This window comes from Orbaceae bacterium BiB (assembly GCA_036251205.1).
Lineage (GTDB): Bacteria > Pseudomonadota > Gammaproteobacteria > Enterobacterales > Orbaceae > Orbus > Orbus mooreae.
Genome location: CP133958.1, coordinates 2,376,548 through 2,393,569 on the forward strand (window position 1 = coordinate 2,376,548; position 17,022 = coordinate 2,393,569).

General features: G+C 37.5%; 15 protein-coding genes and 1 pseudogene. 9 read left to right on the forward strand and 7 right to left on the reverse strand.

The features are described 5' to 3' along the window. Window positions 1–71 precede the first annotated feature (71 nt). A pseudogene (gene ybaL, locus RHO11_11220) lies at window positions 72–1,715 on the forward strand (YbaL family putative K(+) efflux transporter). Between the two features lie 208 nt (window positions 1,716–1,923). Next, the gene (locus RHO11_11225; GenBank protein WVD61042.1) at window positions 1,924–3,249 is read left to right on the forward strand and encodes an NCS2 family permease; all 1,326 of its coding nucleotides are present in this window, start codon (window positions 1,924–1,926) and stop codon (window positions 3,247–3,249) included. A 129-nt stretch (window positions 3,250–3,378) separates the two neighbouring features. On the opposite strand, the gene RHO11_11230 is transcribed toward RHO11_11225, so the two are convergent. Together RHO11_11230 and RHO11_11235 are read right to left on the reverse strand one after the other, a co-directional pair. Continuing rightward, window positions 3,379–4,116, reverse strand: a complete 738-nt coding sequence (locus tag RHO11_11230) for a phosphatase (protein WVD61043.1) — start codon at window positions 4,114–4,116, stop codon at window positions 3,379–3,381. Window position 4,117: 1 nt separating this feature from the next. Next, entirely contained in the window at window positions 4,118–5,059 is a 942-nt protein-coding gene (locus RHO11_11235; protein WVD61044.1) for a glyoxylate/hydroxypyruvate reductase A, read from the reverse strand. 237 nt (window positions 5,060–5,296) lie between these two features. On the opposite strand from RHO11_11235, the gene rpsL reads away from it, so the two are divergent. The 5 genes from rpsL to RHO11_11260 all read left to right on the forward strand — a co-directional run bounded on the left by rpsL (window position 5,297) and on the right by RHO11_11260 (window position 10,614). After that, the gene (rpsL, locus tag RHO11_11240; protein WVD61045.1) at window positions 5,297–5,671 is read left to right on the forward strand and encodes a 30S ribosomal protein S12; all 375 of its coding nucleotides are present in this window, start codon (window positions 5,297–5,299) and stop codon (window positions 5,669–5,671) included. Window positions 5,672–5,787: 116 nt separating this feature from the next. Beyond that, complete coding sequence (rpsG, locus tag RHO11_11245; protein WVD61046.1) at window positions 5,788–6,258, forward strand: 30S ribosomal protein S7; 471 nt, start codon at window positions 5,788–5,790, stop codon at window positions 6,256–6,258. Between the two features lie 106 nt (window positions 6,259–6,364). Beyond that, window positions 6,365–8,464, forward strand: coding sequence for an elongation factor G (fusA, locus tag RHO11_11250; protein ID WVD61047.1), 2,100 nt, complete (start codon window positions 6,365–6,367; stop codon window positions 8,462–8,464). Window positions 8,465–8,533: 69 nt separating this feature from the next. Next, window positions 8,534–9,718 carry an elongation factor Tu gene (gene tuf / locus RHO11_11255; GenBank protein WVD61048.1) on the forward strand — a complete coding sequence of 395 codons (1,185 nt, stop codon included), beginning with the start codon at window positions 8,534–8,536 and terminating at the stop codon, window positions 9,716–9,718. Window positions 9,719–10,008: 290 nt separating this feature from the next. Then, window positions 10,009–10,614, forward strand: coding sequence for an FMN-dependent NADH-azoreductase (locus RHO11_11260; GenBank protein ID WVD61049.1), 606 nt, complete (start codon window positions 10,009–10,011; stop codon window positions 10,612–10,614). A 60-nt stretch (window positions 10,615–10,674) separates the two neighbouring features. On the opposite strand, the gene rraA is transcribed toward RHO11_11260, so the two are convergent. Beyond that, window positions 10,675–11,163 (reverse strand): ribonuclease E activity regulator RraA, encoded by a 489-nt coding sequence (gene rraA, locus RHO11_11265; protein WVD61050.1) that lies wholly within the window; start codon window positions 11,161–11,163, stop codon window positions 10,675–10,677. Between the two features lie 265 nt (window positions 11,164–11,428). Here rraA and nrdR point away from each other — a divergent pair, with 265 nt between their 5' ends. Beyond that, a complete protein-coding gene (gene nrdR, locus RHO11_11270; protein ID WVD61051.1) occupies window positions 11,429–11,881 on the forward strand; it encodes a transcriptional regulator NrdR in 453 nt (150 codons plus the stop codon). 2 nt (window positions 11,882–11,883) lie between these two features. Continuing rightward, the gene (ribD, locus tag RHO11_11275; protein WVD61052.1) at window positions 11,884–13,020 is read left to right on the forward strand and encodes a bifunctional diaminohydroxyphosphoribosylaminopyrimidine deaminase/5-amino-6-(5-phosphoribosylamino)uracil reductase RibD; all 1,137 of its coding nucleotides are present in this window, start codon (window positions 11,884–11,886) and stop codon (window positions 13,018–13,020) included. Between the two features lie 62 nt (window positions 13,021–13,082). Here the strand turns inward: ribD and RHO11_11280 are convergent, their stop codons facing one another. The 4 genes from RHO11_11280 to RHO11_11295 form a co-directional block, all read right to left on the reverse strand. Continuing rightward, complete coding sequence (locus RHO11_11280; protein WVD61053.1) at window positions 13,083–13,523, reverse strand: PTS sugar transporter subunit IIA; 441 nt, start codon at window positions 13,521–13,523, stop codon at window positions 13,083–13,085. A 64-nt stretch (window positions 13,524–13,587) separates the two neighbouring features. Beyond that, a complete protein-coding gene (locus tag RHO11_11285; protein WVD61054.1) occupies window positions 13,588–15,000 on the reverse strand; it encodes a PTS fructose transporter subunit IIBC in 1,413 nt (470 codons plus the stop codon). An 11-nt stretch (window positions 15,001–15,011) separates the two neighbouring features. Then, window positions 15,012–15,932, reverse strand: coding sequence for a 1-phosphofructokinase (gene pfkB, locus RHO11_11290; protein WVD61055.1), 921 nt, complete (start codon window positions 15,930–15,932; stop codon window positions 15,012–15,014). Between the two features lie 11 nt (window positions 15,933–15,943). Then, a complete protein-coding gene (locus tag RHO11_11295; protein WVD61056.1) occupies window positions 15,944–16,798 on the reverse strand; it encodes a tagatose bisphosphate family class II aldolase in 855 nt (284 codons plus the stop codon). Window positions 16,799–17,022 lie beyond the last annotated feature (224 nt).

The window sequence follows — 17,022 nt, forward strand, 5'->3', positions numbered from 1 at the left end:
AATAGAGTAAAAATAGGCTAAACTATTTTAAGCTTTAATTGCGTTAATACATTTTTTATAAGGAGGTGAAAATGCATGATACAGGGCCACTACTTGCAGCGATTATCGGTGGAATTGTTTTAGCTGCTATTTTAGGTATGCTGGCTAATAGGTTGCGAATTTCTCCTCTTGTTGGTTATCTTGTCGCTGGAATTATCTTTGGACCAGCAACCCCCGGATTTGTTGCTGATACAGCAATCATTAGTCAATTGGCAGAAATTGGTGTTATTTTACTGATGTTTGCCGTAGGTCTACACTTTTCTCTTAAAGATTTATTAGCGGTTAAATCAATTGCGATTCCTGGTGCGGTGGTACAAATTGCTGTCGCGACGCTATTAGGAATGGGTCTCTCATCGATTCTTGGCTGGTCATTTACTACTGGATTGGTATTTGGTCTGTGTTTATCAACAGCAAGTACCGTTGTACTTCTACGAGCTTTAGAAGAGCGAGAGTTGATTGAAAGCAAGCGAGGACGAATTGCCATTGGTTGGTTGATTGTTGAAGATCTTGCTATGGTATTAACATTAGTACTTTTACCACCAATTGTAACTATGATGGGGGATAGCTCAGACGTTAATTTTTGGGATGTAATGATTGAGATCACCAAAACAGTTGGTTTAGTGATAGTGTTTATTGCTATTATGATTGTTGTCGGTCGACGAGTCATTCCTTGGTTACTTGCAAAAAGTGCAAGTACTGGTTCTGAAGAGCTTTTTACATTATCGGTATTAGGAATTGCGTTAGGTATTGCACTTGCTGCGGTACAATTATTTGGAGCATCATTTGCTTTAGGGGCTTTCTTTGCGGGGATGGCTCTTACCGAGTCAGAGCTCAGCCATCGCGCCGCTAATAATATTCTTCCTCTTAAAGATGCATTTGCTGTACTTTTTTTTGTCTCCGTCGGGATGTTATTTGATCCACAAATTTTAATTCAGCACCCACTTGCAACACTCTCTACCGTTGTGATTATTATTTTTGGTAAATCGATTGCTGCTTATTTGATTGTACGTATTTTTGGTCATACAAAGAGAACGGCATTAACCATTTCTGCGAGTTTGGCACAAATTGGTGAGTTTGCTTTTATTCTTGCTGCTTTAGGTAAAGTGCTTGGTGTATTCCCGAATGAAGCTTATAGCTTGATTTTAGCCGGCGCAATTATCTCAATTGTTATCAACCCATTTATTTTTAATTTGGTCGAACATTACTTATCTAAGACAGAAACTATTGTCGATAAGATTATTGACCCAATTGCTGTTATCAATCAACAAATACCAGAGAATCTTCACGATCATGCAATTCTAGTTGGTCATGGACGATTGGGTAGTACGATTGCCCGTCAGCTTAAGAGTCGCAATATTCCATTTGTTGCCGTCGATAACTCTTTAACACTAATTGAACAGTTGCGTAACGATGATATTATTGCCGTATTTGGTAATGCATCTAAACCCGAAACATTGGAGTTAGCTCAGCTTAAAACGGCAAAATGGTTAATTATTTCAACTCCCAATGGTTATGAAGCTGGTGAGATTTGTTCTCAAGCTCGAGAAGCAAGACCGGATCTGGCTATCTATGTTCGCGCATTCTATGACGATGAAGCTGAATATATTGCTGAACATGGTGCGACAGGTGTAATTACAGGCGAAGAAGAGATTGCTAAACATATTTTAGGTCTTATGCATCTTGATCCCACATCGATCATTGAAGCTGAAGCTGAGAGTGAGCAATCAGATGAAAAACCAGAGAAAGAGAAAAAAATTAATATTCCTGTTAATGCGAATCTTCCGGAAGGGGATGGTAGTCCAATCGAATAGTATTCCTTGACCTCGCTAATTATTTGTTAATAATAGCGGGGTCATTTACTTTATCTTTAATTTAGGCCTATTTATGAGTGATATGCAATCAACTAATCATCGTTCTTTATTTGAAAGACTTTTCCATTTAAGAGAGAAAAAAACGACTATTGGCACAGAAATTATTGCTGGTGGTACAACGTTTCTTACAATGGTTTATATTATCTTCGTTAATCCGGAAATTCTCAGTGTCACAGGCATGGATCAAAAAGCGGTATTCGTACTAACATGCTTAGTAACTGCGTTTGCATCTATTTTGATGGGGTTTGCTGCTAATTTACCGATCGCTTTGGCACCAGCGATGGGGCTCAATGCCTTTTTTGCGTTTAGTATCTGCTCTAAATATTCTTGGGAAGTTGGAATGGGGGCTATTTTTTGGGGCTCACTACTATTTTTCCTTTTGTCTGTTTTTAAAATCCGTCATTGGTTGATTTCAAATATTCCTTCATGTTTACGCTCAGGTATTAGTGCCGGTATTGGTCTATTTATCGCGTTTATGGGTTTTAAAAATATGGGGCTTATCGAATCATCCCCTGCAACTTTACTCACCATGGGTAATATTCTATCGTTACCTGTATTATTAGGTGCATTAGGCTTTTTTATTATTATTATTCTCGCTGCGCGTAATGTACATGCCGCGGTGCTTATTTCTATTTTAATTGTCTCTTTACTTGGTTTATGGCTTGATCCAAATATTCATTATGAAGGTATCGTCTCTTTACCACCAGATGTAATGAAAGTCGTTGGGCATATCAATCTTGTTGATTCTCTTAATATCGGTATGGCTGGAATTATTTTCTCCATTATGATTGTGAGTTTATTCGATTCATCAGGTACTATTTTAGCTGTGACTGATAAGGCTGGTATAGCTGATAGTAAGGGGCGTTTTCCAAAAATGCGTCAAGCGTTGCTGGTTGATAGTTTTAGTTCAACGTTAGGTGGATTATTCGGTACTTCATCAGTATTAACTTATATTGAAAGTTCAGCCGGTGTTTCGGTTGGTGGCCGTACAGGATTGACTTCTATTGTTGTTGGTATCTTATTTTTATTAGTTATTTTCTTTTCACCATTAGCTCATATTGTGCCGAGCTATGCGACATCAGGCGCATTAATTTTTGTTGGTATTTTAATGATGTCAAGTTTAGTGAAAGTTGATTGGCATGATTTAACTGAAGCAACGCCTGCATTTATTACTGCATTAATGATGCCTTTTGCTTTTGCAATTACCGAAGGTGTTGCATTAGGTTTTATTGCTTATGTTGTATTAAAAACATTTACTGGCAAATTTAAACAGCTTAATGCTTGCGTTATTGCTGTTGCAGTACTATTTATCTTAAAATTTATTTTTATTGGTCATTAGTCATCATATTAATAGGACAAGTATTTACTTGTCCTATTATTTTATTTAGTTATCACTCTTTTCCATTAACGATAAATTACTCGTTATTTTTTTGCTGTAACCTATCATTCTAGTGAAAAATATCTTTATCTAGAGTGTTGCTAATTCCTCAATATAACGACCTGTTTTTATCGCCAAAAATTCTATTACTGCTTGTGGGCTACGGTTAATAATACGATCCGTTGGGAAATTACAATCTTTAATCAGTGCTAAGCTATGAGTAAAATTACCGACTCCATAAGCTACGTGAGAGTCTGATCCAAACGAAATTAAACCACCAACCTCTTTTACCGCTTTGGCAATTTCTCGACAATTATCATCGCTGCCTTTACGAGAAATAAATGATGAGTTATTTATCTCCAACGCCACATGATACTCTTTTGCTGCTTTTGCAACTTCATAAATATGAATCGGATAATTACGATTACCTGGGTGGCTAATAATATTGACTTTAGGATTCTTAATCGTTGCAATTAACGCTTCTGTATTTTTATCAATATCCATTGATGCCATCGCAGGTTCATGGAAACCCGCTAGTACTAAATCGAGTTCGCGATACATTCCATCATCACAATCAATATCACCTTGTAAGTTTAAAATATTGGCTTCGATTCCACGCAAAATGCCGATACCATCAACAATCCTTGGAATGACTCGCATATTAATAAAATGCCAACGATGAGGGCTATCACCCAATGCCATTCCATGATCAGTAATAGCAATTATTTTTAATCCCTTTTGCTTAGCTTGTACAATATATTCATGCACCGTACTATAAGCGTGAGTACTCGCAACGGTATGCATGTGTAAATCAATTAAATACTGCATTTTAATATCCTTTCTCTAAATCAATGAGTCCTTCAGCGACTTTTTCGCCTTTTTCAATACGTAAAATTTTTTCAACAATTTGTGGAATGGCCTTATCCGCTTGAGTTAGAGCCGATATATGTGGGGTAATCGTTATTTCTGGCGTACACCAAAAAGGGTGCTCGCTCGGTAGTGGTTCGGTTGCAAATACATCTAATGTTGCAGCCTTAATTTTCTTATTTGCAATCGCATTCAGTAAATCTTCTTCAACTACGTGATTACCTCGAGCAAGATTAATCAAATAAGCACCATCTTCTAATTTAGTAAATAAACTTTTATTCAAAATACCTTGCGTTTGTGGAGTACACGGTAATAAGTTAATCAGTAATTTGGTGCCAGATATAAACTCATCATGTTGATTTTGGCTATAACAATCAACATGATCAATTGATTTTTTTGAACGACTCCACCCTTTAACTTTAAAGCCAAGTGCAGCTAGACGAGTAGCTACCTGTTCACCCAATACTCCGAGTCCCATTACACCAATCACAAATTCCTCATAGCTGTGTGCTGAAAGAACGTGCCACTGTTTATGCTGTTGTTGTTGATAATATTCATCTAATCGTCTGAAATAGCGCATGACGCTAGCGATAGCATACTCCTGCATTTGTAGGGCCATTCCTGCATCTTCAAGGCGGTACAATGGCACATTTTGAGGTAATAGCCCAGGCATACGCTTTTGTTGGTTTAAAATTTTATCGACACCTGCACCTAAAATAAAAATACCTTTTAGATTATCTTGATGAGATAATATTTCCCGTGTTGGATCCCAAACTAAGGCATAGTCAGCAGTTTGTGTTGCTCCTTGATGATAAGTATATACATTCGCGTTAGGTAATTGAGCCATAATACGCGCTATCCAATCATTACTATCAGCAGAGGGATGATAAAACAGAATATCCATAGCTATGCTCCCTTAGTCACATTAAAATCCACAACTATTATAGTCTTTAATTGTATAGAGTTCATGAAATATTGTCGTTAACTAAAAGCAAAACTTGACATTATCCCCCTTGAGGACTAGAATCTTGCGACCCAAAACCTATATTTTTAGTGTATTGGGTACAGTTATTTTTACGTATCTAACAAGCAATTTTAATTTTATTTTTTTAAATTATATAAAAAAATCAGGAGCTTATTAATGGCAACAATTAATCAGCTGGTACGCAAACCTCGAGCACTTAAGGAAGTTAAAAGTAACGTTCCTGCTCTTGAAGCATGCCCGCAAAAACGCGGTGTTTGTACACGTGTTTATACAACTACACCAAAAAAACCAAACTCAGCACTACGTAAAGTATGTCGTGTACGTTTGACTAACGGTTTTGAAGTTACTTCATATATCGGTGGTGAAGGCCATAATCTACAAGAACATAGCGTAATTTTAATTCGTGGTGGTCGTGTTAAAGATTTACCAGGTGTTCGTTACCATACAGTTCGTGGAGCGCTTGACTGTGCGGGTGTAAAAGACCGTAAACAATCTCGTTCTAAATACGGTGTGAAAAGACCTAAGGCTTAATGGGTATCCGTTAAGTAAGGCCAAACTTTATAATTCCAATTTAACTCTTTTGAGTTTTGGGTAACCTGAAATAAAATTTAAGTATTAAACTTAATAAGAAAAAACGGAGTATTCCAATGCCACGTCGTCACATTGCCGGTCAAAGAAAGATTCTACCTGATCCGAAGTTCAGTTCAGAATTACTGGCTAAATTTGTAAATATTTTAATGATCGATGGAAAAAAATCTGTCGCAGAATCAATTGTATATTCAGCTCTTGATACGCTTTCTGAGCGTAGCGGGAAAGACCATTTAGCAGCTTTTGAAGTTGCATTAGATAACGTAAGACCAACTGTAGAAGTTAAGTCTCGCCGTGTTGGTGGTTCTACATACCAAGTACCAGTTGAGGTACGTCCTGTTCGTCGTAATGCACTTGCGATGCGTTGGATTGTAGAAGCTGCACGTAAACGTGGCGATAAATCAATGGCTCTACGCCTAGCGAATGAACTTTCTGATGCTTTTGAAAACAAAGGTACAGCCGTTAAGAAACGTGAAGATGTTCACCGTATGGCAGAAGCTAATAGGGCGTTTGCTCACTATCGTTGGTAATCCAAATTCGCTTTGGATAAATGCTTATAGCTTTAGCTATAAGCAATACACGATAGCTTAAACTATATGTTTAATACATAAAACGACCTAAAAGTAGAGGATTAATATGGCTCGTACAACCCCCATAGCACGTTACCGTAACATTGGTATCAGTGCTCACATTGATGCAGGTAAAACAACAACTACTGAACGTATTTTGTTTTATACAGGTGTCAGTCACAAAATTGGTGAAGTTCATGATGGCGCCGCTACTATGGACTGGATGGAACAAGAACAAGAACGTGGTATTACCATTACATCAGCTGCAACAACTGCATTCTGGTCTGGTATGGCTAAGCAATTTGAACCACATCGCGTTAATATCATCGACACCCCGGGTCACGTAGACTTCACAATCGAAGTTGAACGTTCTATGCGTGTTCTTGATGGTGCGGTAATGGTTTATTGTGCTGTTGGTGGCGTTCAACCACAGTCTGAAACCGTATGGCGTCAAGCAAACAAATATAAAGTACCTCGTATTGCATTTGTTAATAAAATGGACCGTATGGGTGCTAACTTCTTACGTGTTGTTGATCAAATCAAAACTCGTTTAGCAGCAGTACCAGTACCATTAGTATTACCAATTGGTGCAGAAGAGAAATTTACTGGTGTCGTTGATTTACTTAAACGTAAAGCAATTAACTGGAATGATGAAGATCAAGGCGTAACATTTACTTATGAAGATGTTCCAGCAAGCATGGCTGAGCAAGTTGAAGAGTGGCGTGCAAACTTAGTTGAAGCAGCAGCTGAAGCTAATGAAGATCTAATGGAAAAATACCTAAATGGTGACGAGTTATCTGAACAAGAGATTAAAGCTGCATTACGTCAACGCGTTTTAGCAAGTGAAATCATTCTAGTAACTTGTGGTAGTGCATTTAAAAACAAAGGTGTTCAGTTCATGCTTGATGCCGTTGTTGAATATCTACCATCTCCAACAGATGTTCCTGCGATCAATGGTGAATTACCAAATGGTGAACCAGCTGAACGTCATGCAAGTGACGATGAGCCGTTCTCTGCGTTAGCATTTAAAATTGCGACCGACCCATTTGTTGGTAACTTAACATTCTTCCGTGTTTATTCTGGTGCGGTGAATTCAGGTGATACCGTTCTTAACTCAGTTAAAGAGCGTCGTGAGCGTTTTGGTCGTATCGTACAGATGCATGCTAATAAACGTGAAGAGATCAAAGAAGTTCGTGCTGGTGATATTGCAGCAGCAATCGGCTTAAAAGATGTAACTACTGGTGATACTTTATGTGCTGAAAATGCACCAATCATTCTTGAAAGAATGGAATTCCCAGAACCAGTTATCTCTGTTGCTGTTGAACCAAAAACTAAAGCTGACCAAGAAAAAATGGGTCTTGCTTTAGGTCGTTTAGCACAAGAAGATCCATCATTCCGTGTTCACACTGATGAAGAATCTGGACAAACGATCATTGCTGGTATGGGTGAGTTACACTTAGATGTACTTGTTGACCGTATGCGTCGTGAGTTTAAAGTTGAAGCGAATATTGGTAAACCACAAGTAGCTTATCGTGAAACGATTCGTAACCAAGTGGAATCAGAATATAAACACGCTAAACAATCAGGTGGTAAAGGTCAATATGGTCACGTATGGTTACGTATTGAACCGTTAACTGGCTCTGAGAAAAACTACGAGTTTGTTAATGATATTTCTGGTGGTGTGATTCCGAAAGAATTTATTCCAGCAGTAGATAAAGGTGTCCAAGAGCAGTTGAAAAATGGTGTTCTTGCAGGTTACCCGATTGTTGATATTAAGGTTACTTTATTTGATGGTTCTTACCATGATGTCGACTCATCTGAGCTTGCATTTAAACTTGCTGGGTCAATGGCATTTAAAGAAGGTTTCATGAGAGCTAAACCAGTTCTTCTAGAACCAATTATGAAAGTTGAAGTTGAAACTCCAGAAGATTATATGGGTGACGTTATCGGTGACTTAAACCGTCGTCGTGGTATGATCGAAGGAATGGATGATACTGCAACTGGTAAGACTGTTCGTGCTCAGGTACCTCTATCTGAAATGTTTGGTTATGCAACAGACCTTCGTTCACAAACACAAGGTCGTGCTTCATACTCTATGGAGTTCTTGAAGTACAATGAAGCACCAAATAATATTGCAACAGCAATTATTGAATCGCGTAAAGCATAGTAATTTAACTTTTTAATACATCTCTCACGTTATGATGAGAGATGTTGTTTTGATAAAGGAACATATAAAATGTCTAAAGAAAAATTTGAACGTAAAAAACCCCACGTTAACGTAGGTACAATCGGCCACGTTGACCATGGTAAAACAACTTTAACAGCGGCAATTACAACAGTACTTGCTAAAAAATACGGCGGAAGTGCACGTGCATTCGATCAAATCGATAATGCACCAGAAGAAAAAGCACGTGGTATTACAATCAATACTTCACACGTAGAATATGATACCCCGACTCGTCACTACGCACACGTAGACTGCCCGGGCCATGCTGACTATGTTAAAAACATGATCACAGGTGCGGCACAAATGGATGGTGCAATTTTAGTAGTAGCGGCGACAGATGGTCCAATGCCACAAACACGTGAGCACATTCTATTAGGTCGTCAAGTAGGTGTTCCTTACATCATCGTATTCTTAAACAAATGTGATATGGTTGATGACGAAGAGTTACTAGAATTAGTAGAAATGGAAGTGCGTGAGCTTCTATCTCAATACGATTTCCCAGGTGATGATACACCAGTTGTTCGTGGTTCAGCGTTACAAGCGTTAAACGGCGTACCAGAGTGGGAAGAGAAAATTGTTGAATTAGCAGGTTTCTTAGATTCTTATATTCCAGAGCCAGAGCGTGATATTGACAAACCATTCCTATTACCAATTGAAGACGTATTCTCAATTTCAGGTCGTGGTACAGTAGTAACAGGACGTGTAGAGCGCGGAATCATCAAAGTTGGTGAAGAAGTTGAAATTGTTGGTATCAAACCAACGACTAAAACGACTTGTACAGGTGTGGAAATGTTCCGTAAATTACTAGACGAAGGTCGTGCTGGTGAGAACGTAGGTGTGTTATTACGTGGTACTAAACGTGAAGATATCGAACGTGGTCAAGTATTAGCGAAACCAGGTTCAATCACACCACATACTGATTTTGAATCAGAAGTGTATATTTTAAGTAAAGAAGAAGGCGGACGTCATACTCCATTCTTCAAAGGTTACCGTCCACAGTTCTACTTCCGTACAACTGACGTGACAGGAACAATCACATTACCAGAAGGCGTAGAAATGGTAATGCCAGGCGATAACATCAAGATGGTAGTATCATTAATTCACCCAATCGCGATGGCAGACGGCTTACGTTTTGCGATCCGTGAAGGTGGACGTACAGTAGGTGCAGGTGTTGTTGCTAAGGTTATTAAATAATCTTTTGTAAGATATTTGTTCTAAAAAAAGACCGCAATTGCGGTCTTTTTTATTTTTAAGATAAAGTAAATAGAGGCATCAATCTAAATTAGATACTAAGTTTGTCATCAAATTATGGTATCGGGATAGAATGAATCGATTTTATCTGTATCGTTATACCAAATTAATCACTTAACTTATTTAATTGTGCTCAAAAGGATAAATTTCTTAACAATAACATACTAAATTAGTTGGTTATTATATATAATATTTAAACATACATAATATTTGACCATTTAAAGGAATACCTAATGAAAATTCTTTGTCTAACATCTAGTATTTTAAATGATTTTTCTGTCTCTAATGCGCTTGTTAAAGATCTAGTTGATCATCTTAAAGCAAAATATGGAGATGTCTCAATTATTGAAAAAAACCTTGGTGAAAATCCACCTGCTCATTTAACTTTAGATATTATGACTGCAATCAGGACTAATGATCTCTCTAAGTTAACTAAAGAACAAGCTAACGCCTACCAACAAATTTTGACTGCAATTGAAGAGTTAAAATCAGCTGATATGGTTATTATTGGTTCACCAATGTACAACCTTAGCGTAAGCAGTGGTTTAAAAAACTGGATTGACCAAATTTGCCAAGCTGGATTAACATTTAAGTATACTGAGAAGGGACCGCAAGGATTAGTTAATAATAAGCCAACATTTATTGTTTCTTCACGTGGTGGTATCTATAGTTCAGCACCTTATGATGTACTCGATCACCAAGAACCATATTTGAAATCAGTCCTTGCCCTGATTGGTATTACTGATGTGACTGTGATTCGTGCAGAAGGAACAAATATTAGTCCAGAAATGAAAGAACAAGCTATTGCGCAGGCAAAACAACAAATTGCAGCACTATAAGAATTACACTGTATAATAAAAATGGAATAAAATCAAAATATTGACTTTATTCCATAACGATTATTCCTGAATTTCTAACGCGATTTCTGATAGAATAATGCCTGTATTATCTGCATAGACAAAATCACCAGAAAAGAATGTAACACCAGCAAAATTAACTTTGATATCTGTTTCACCATGACCTTGATCTTCAGCTCCAACGGGAATTGCCGCAATAGCTTGAATACCAATTTCTGCATCAGCAAGGTAATCTACTTGTCTAACTGCACCATAAACGATAATGCCTTCCCAGTTATTCTGTACTGCAATATCAACTAATTCGCCATCAAGTAGAGCTCTACGTACAGAGCCGCCGCCATCAACAACTAATACTTTACCAGTCCCTTCAGTTTGTAATACATCATATAGTAAACCGTTATCTTCAAAACATTTGACTGTCACTGCTTGACCTGCAAAGTTTGAAATACCACCAAAATTAGTAAATATTGGCTCAACTACATTGACATCTTCCGGGTAAAAGTCACAAAGCACAGATGTATCATAATACATAGCATACCTCACAAATTAATTATTAATATTACTAGTATACTGCCAAACATGGGCAGATAGCAAAATTAACACAATAATTCAGTAAGTCAAATGAAGCTCATTGATAGCTATGGGGAATAAATAGATATACTTGGTGAAAATCGATAGTAAATTGACGTTGTAATTGTTATTTAATTTTCACCTTTAAAATAGGTAAAGTATTGTTAAAATGAATGATTTCAGCTATTGTAATAAAGATTTTGAGCATATCTAGCGGAGATGATAAATGCATTGTCCATTTTGTAATGCGGATGATACCAAAGTGATTGACTCTCGTTTAGTTGGTGAAGGTTATCAAGTTAGGCGCAGACGGCAATGCCTTGAGTGTAATGAGCGTTTTACTACTTTTGAAGTGGCTGAATTAATCATGCCAAATGTTATTAAAAGTAACAAAATTCGTGAACCGTTTAATGAAGATAAACTACGTAATGGTATGAAACGAGCACTCGAAAAACGCCCAGTGAGCTCTGATGCAATAGAAGATGCTTTAACTCGTATTAAATCAAAGTTAAGAGCGACAGGGGAGCGAGAAGTCCCTGCTAAATTAGTTGGCGATTATGTTATTGAAGAGCTAAAAAGTCTCGATAAAGTCGCTTATATTCGTTTTGCCTCGGTTTACTTTAGTTTTGATGATATTGAGCAATTTACGAAAGAAATAGCCAAACTACAACAGAAATAATTATGAGCAATTTACCAAATTTTAGTAGTAATGATTTGATCTATATGACCAGAGCTATTGAGCTAGCTAAGCTTGGTTGTTTTACTACTACCCCTAACCCAAATGTTGGTTGCGTGATTGTTAAACACAATCAAATTATTGGTGAGGGGCATCATATCAAAGCAGGTGAACCTCATGCTGAAGTTTATGCTCTAAAGCAAGCTGGTTTAGATGCAAGGGGTGCAACAGCTTATGTGACCCTTGAGCCTTGTAGCCATTTTGGACGGACACCTCCCTGTGCAAATGCATTAATTACTGCAGGGATCGCTCGGGTCGTTGTTGCAATGCAAGATCCTAATCCTCAAGTCGCCGGTCAAGGAATTAGCCGGCTCAGACAAGCTGGTATTATTGTTGATGTTGGATTATTGGCTGATGAGGCTTGGTCAATTAATCGCGCTTTTTTAAAACGTATTACCAGTGGCATGCCTTATGTGCAATTGAAATTAGCGGTCTCTTTAGATGGCAAAATTGCAATGGCATCAGGAGAGAGTAAATGGATCACAAGTAGTACTGCACGACAAGATGTACAACGATTTCGTGCTCAGGCTAGCGCGATTTTGAGTACTCGAGCGACCGTACAGGCGGATAATGCGAGCTTAACGGTGAGGCATGCTGAGTTACCAGATTTAATACAAAGTCTCTATCCTGCAGAGGCTGTACGTCAGCCCATTCGTGTGATTATTGATAGTCAAAATCAAATCACTGGTAATGAAAATATTTTTAAACAACCAGGCGAAACATGGCTAGTTCGTAAACAGGCGTTAGAAGTTAATGAGCCTAATTGTAAATTATTAGTTGAAGCATCTCCTAATAACAACATCGATCTGAGGCTGCTACTTAAGCAATTAGCTGAACGACAGATTAATTCAGTTTGGGTTGAAGCAGGGAGTCATCTAGCTGGAGCCTTAATTGCAGAGGATCTTGTTGATGAACTAATTATTTATTATGCACCAAAATTGCTTGGACATAATGCCTTAGATATGTGTTTTTTACCAGATCTACAGCAACTTGCTTTAGCACCTGAATTTGTGTTTAGCTCCGTTGATTTGCTTGGTAATGATCTCCGCTGTATTTTAAAAAGAAAAAGCCGATCTAAATAGAGCGGCTTTATACTTATCAATTAATCATCATCTATTATAGATTACTGACTAATCACAGATCACTATTCCTTGTTTTGTAAAATAGCAAGGAGATCTTCTGGGGTTTTCACTTGCTTAATACGCGTTAGCGTATCTTCGGCTATCACGGCATGAGTTAATTGACGTAATACATTAAGGTGTTCATTGGCTTTTGCTGCAATGCCAATAATCACATAAGCTACGTTATTATCTTCGTCCCAGACGATACCTTCTGGACAAAATAGTACCTTTAATCCGGTGGTTAATACGCTATCTCTTTTTTCAGTTGTACCGTGGGGGATTGCAATACCATTACCTAAAAAAGTAGATATTTGCTGATCGCGATCAAACATAGCTTGCTGGTAATCCGCTTTTACTAATCCGGCCTCAATCATATTTTTTGCAACGGTTTCTATGGCTTGTTTTTTGCTATATTTCCCTGTAATGAAAGTAATATCATTGCTATTTAATTGTATTGTACTCATTTTCTCGATCCTCTTTTATTAAGTTTGCCAAAATCCTCACTCGATAATTGGCTAACTATCATCATTATGCTCGTGCTGCGGCTAATTTACGATTTTGGTGAATACGTGTTAGTCCTAATAACACAGCACCGACTAAAGCACCAATAAAAATACATCCGACCCAAATTAGTGGTTTATTAACTAATGGTAATACTAGGAATCCACCATGTGGTGCGGGTACTTGAATACCACTTAAAAAAGTCAGTACAGCACCAATAGAAGAGGCAATCATCATAATAGGGATTACTCGTAGTGGATCTTTTGCCGCAAATGGAATTGCACCTTCAGTAATATGCGTTGCACCTAGCACGTAATTGACTAAGCCAGCTGCTCTTTCGTCTTCACTAAATGCTTTACTACGGAAAATACTGGTTGAAAAGGCAATAACAAATGGTGGTACAATACAAGCGGCAGACACACCCGCCATAAAATAGAAATTACCCTCAGCCAATAACATCGTACCGGTAACGTAAGCAGCCTTATTAATTGGACCGCCAAAGTCTATCGAACACATACAACCAATAACAATACCTAATAAAATAGGGTTAGCTTGTTGTAGGGATTGTAGCCACTCTTTAGTTGCGTTATTGATATTAGCGATCGGCTCACCTAATAAAAACATACCTGCACCAATAATAAACACACCAATAAGAGGCATAATAAAGATTGATTTTAATCCTTCAAATTGACGTGGAAGTGGGTCTAATAATTTTTTGACATATAGCATTAAGTAACCTGCTGCAAACCCGGCAAGAATACCGCCAAGGAATCCTGCCCCAGTAACATTTGATACTAAGCCACCCACAAAGCCGGCTACCATCCCAGGTCTACCCGCAATCGATGAGGCAATAAACCCAGCAAAAACAGGCACCATAATACCAAAGGCTTGTCCACCAATTTTCATTAACAGAGCAGCAAACTCATTATATTGTGCATTTTGCGGATCGGCCGAATAGATACCCCATAAAAATGACAATGCAATCAGAACACCACCGGCAACAACAAACGGCAACATATTTGACACACCACTCATTAGGTGTTTATAAATTTGTCGTCCAAAAGACTCTTTACTCTGCTCATGGTGAGTACTGGCCGCAGGAGTTGTTTCGGTTGACTTACTTTTACGAATCGGAGCTGTTCCTGCTAATACCTGTTCTATTAATGCATTCGCTTTATGAATACCATCTTTTACAGGAACTTCAATCACCGCCATACCATTAAAACGTTCTGGATTGACATCTTTATCAGCCGCAATAATAACGCCAATAGCTTCAGCAATATCCTGCTCTGTAATCGCATTATCAATACCACCCGCACCATTTGTTTCGACTTTAATTTCAACACCAGCTTTTTTCGCTGCAGTTTTTAAGGCTTCTTCGGCCATATAAGTATGGGCGATCCCAGTTGGACATCCCGTAACAGCAATTATTTTTTTCATAATTATTTCCCTCATTTTATTTGAGTGATTGATAGTTTTTGCATATAAATATCGATCTTATCCAGTTTTCCTAAACCATCAGATTCGGCAACATTAGCACCAGTTGCGGAGGCTTTTTTCATCGCCAGTTCAATATGATCTTGATTAGGTAACCAAAGGCTTAAAAATGCAGCTAAAGAAGCATCACCTGCACAGGCAGAACTGATTAATTTAATAGAGACTGCATCACAGAACCAAATTTGCTGACCATTAGAAAAATAGAGTCCTTTATCACCCATGGTAAGTAAAATATTTTGTGCTCCTAAGGCATGAACCTGCTTGAGCGAAGCGACGATTTGTTCTGTTGTGTTGGTTTCTAAGCCAAATATCTCTTTAAGCTCATCATCATTTGGTTTTATCAATAATGGTTTATAGGCTAGTAAGTCACGTAGTTTAGGGTGACTAATATCCAAGATGACTTTGATATTTTTCTTATCACATAAGGACAAAATAAGCTCATAATAATCGGGTTCAATGTTGTTGGGTAGGCTACCACTGATGACTAAATAACTGTCGTTATTAATCGATTCGATCATTGCAAGCATTTCTGTTTTTTGAGTATCTGTAACAAAAGGCCCTTTACCCACTAATTTATATTCATTGGTACCATCATTGATAAAAACATTAATACGGGTAATATCATCAATCCAACAAGGGAGCGTATTAATCTTTCGTTTATGCAGCTCATCAACAATATATTTTCCAGAAAATCCGCCAAAAAAGCCTAAGGCAGTTGTCTGTTTAGCAAATTTATTTAAGACAATTGAAACGTTCACTGCTTTACCATTTGGGCTATATTCCGTGTGCTGTGTACGATTAACACTATTAGGATTTAAGCCCTGACAATGAATATTCATATCTATGGCTGTATTTAGAGTGAGTGTATATATCATAGCAATTTCCTCTATAGTTTATCGGCACTACCACAGGTCGCGATAATTTTTTGTACAATCTCTTTCATTGCTGCTTTCGCTGGTTGCATGTAATAACGTGGATCGTTGGCATGTGGATTTTCAATAAAATACTGTTTTAAGGCATCAGCAAACGCGATTTTTAACTCTGTTGCTACATTCACTTTGCAAATTCCACGTTTAATACACTCTTGTACATCTCGTTCTAATAAGCCTGATGCTCCATGTAGTACTAACGGAATATCAACCGCAGAACGTATTTGTGATAACCGTTCAAAATCTAATTTTGGTTCTGATTTATATAAGCCATGCGCAGTACCAATTGCAATAGCTAATGAATCAATACCCGTTTTTTCAACAAATTCAGCTGCTTGCTTTGGATTCGTATAAAGGGCATCTTTACTATCAACGATCAAATCATCTTCAACGCCACCAAGACGACCTAGTTCAGCTTCTACACTAACATCAAAACGGTGCGCATAATCAACAACTTGCTTAACAATAGCAATATTTTCACTAAATGCTTCATGAGATCCATCGATCATAACTGAACGAATTCCTGCATTGATTTTATTGGTAATATCGTCATAGCTTTCGTGATGATCTAAGTGTAATGCAAGCGGAATATTGTGTTGTTTAGCTAATGCGTTAGCGATAGCGACAATATTTGTTGTCCCTGCATAATTATAGGTACCAGGTGTACCGGCTAGTATCACGGGAGAACGAAGTTCTGCTGCAGTCTCAACAATAACTTGCATGGTCTCTAAATTATGAATATTAAAAGCGGGTACTGCATATTGTTCAGCCTGAGCTTTTCTAAGCATATGATTACTGGAAATAATAAACATCAACATCTCTCCTGAATTTAAAACTTACAAAATGAAAGTTATATTTTATTTTATATTTACAAAATATATTTTATTTGCAAAAATTAACGTGATTATTATCACAAAAATGAATTTTATATTTCAAAGTAAAAGTTATTTGATTATATTTATTTCGTTTTGAAGTTTATATTAGTCTTGCTTGTATGTTGTTTGAGTTCTAAAATGAAAAATAACTAGCTTTATTG

Bases quoted from the DNA above. Each gene is read 5' to 3' on its own strand.
- tuf (WVD61048.1), top strand. From the start codon at position 8,534: ATGTCTAAAGAAAAATTTGAACGTAAAAAACCCCACGTTAACGTAGGT.
- ribD (WVD61052.1), top strand. From the start codon at position 11,884: ATGAGCAATTTACCAAATTTTAGTAGTAATGATTTGATCTATATGACC.
- RHO11_11230 (WVD61043.1), bottom strand. From the start codon at position 4,116: ATGCAGTATTTAATTGATTTACACATGCATACCGTTGCGAGTACTCAC.
- RHO11_11285 (WVD61054.1), bottom strand. From the start codon at position 15,000: ATGAAAAAAATAATTGCTGTTACGGGATGTCCAACTGGGATCGCCCAT.
- RHO11_11280 (WVD61053.1), bottom strand. From the start codon at position 13,523: ATGAGTACAATACAATTAAATAGCAATGATATTACTTTCATTACAGGG.
- RHO11_11235 (WVD61044.1), bottom strand. From the start codon at position 5,059: ATGGATATTCTGTTTTATCATCCCTCTGCTGATAGTAATGATTGGATA.
- rpsL (WVD61045.1), top strand. From the start codon at position 5,297: ATGGCAACAATTAATCAGCTGGTACGCAAACCTCGAGCACTTAAGGAA.
- RHO11_11225 (WVD61042.1), top strand. From the start codon at position 1,924: ATGAGTGATATGCAATCAACTAATCATCGTTCTTTATTTGAAAGACTT.
- fusA (WVD61047.1), top strand. From the start codon at position 6,365: ATGGCTCGTACAACCCCCATAGCACGTTACCGTAACATTGGTATCAGT.
- pfkB (WVD61055.1), bottom strand. From the start codon at position 15,932: ATGATATATACACTCACTCTAAATACAGCCATAGATATGAATATTCAT.
- rraA (WVD61050.1), bottom strand. From the start codon at position 11,163: ATGTATTATGATACATCTGTGCTTTGTGACTTTTACCCGGAAGATGTC.
- RHO11_11295 (WVD61056.1), bottom strand. From the start codon at position 16,798: ATGTTTATTATTTCCAGTAATCATATGCTTAGAAAAGCTCAGGCTGAA.
- RHO11_11260 (WVD61049.1), top strand. From the start codon at position 10,009: ATGAAAATTCTTTGTCTAACATCTAGTATTTTAAATGATTTTTCTGTC.
- rpsG (WVD61046.1), top strand. From the start codon at position 5,788: ATGCCACGTCGTCACATTGCCGGTCAAAGAAAGATTCTACCTGATCCG.
- nrdR (WVD61051.1), top strand. From the start codon at position 11,429: ATGCATTGTCCATTTTGTAATGCGGATGATACCAAAGTGATTGACTCT.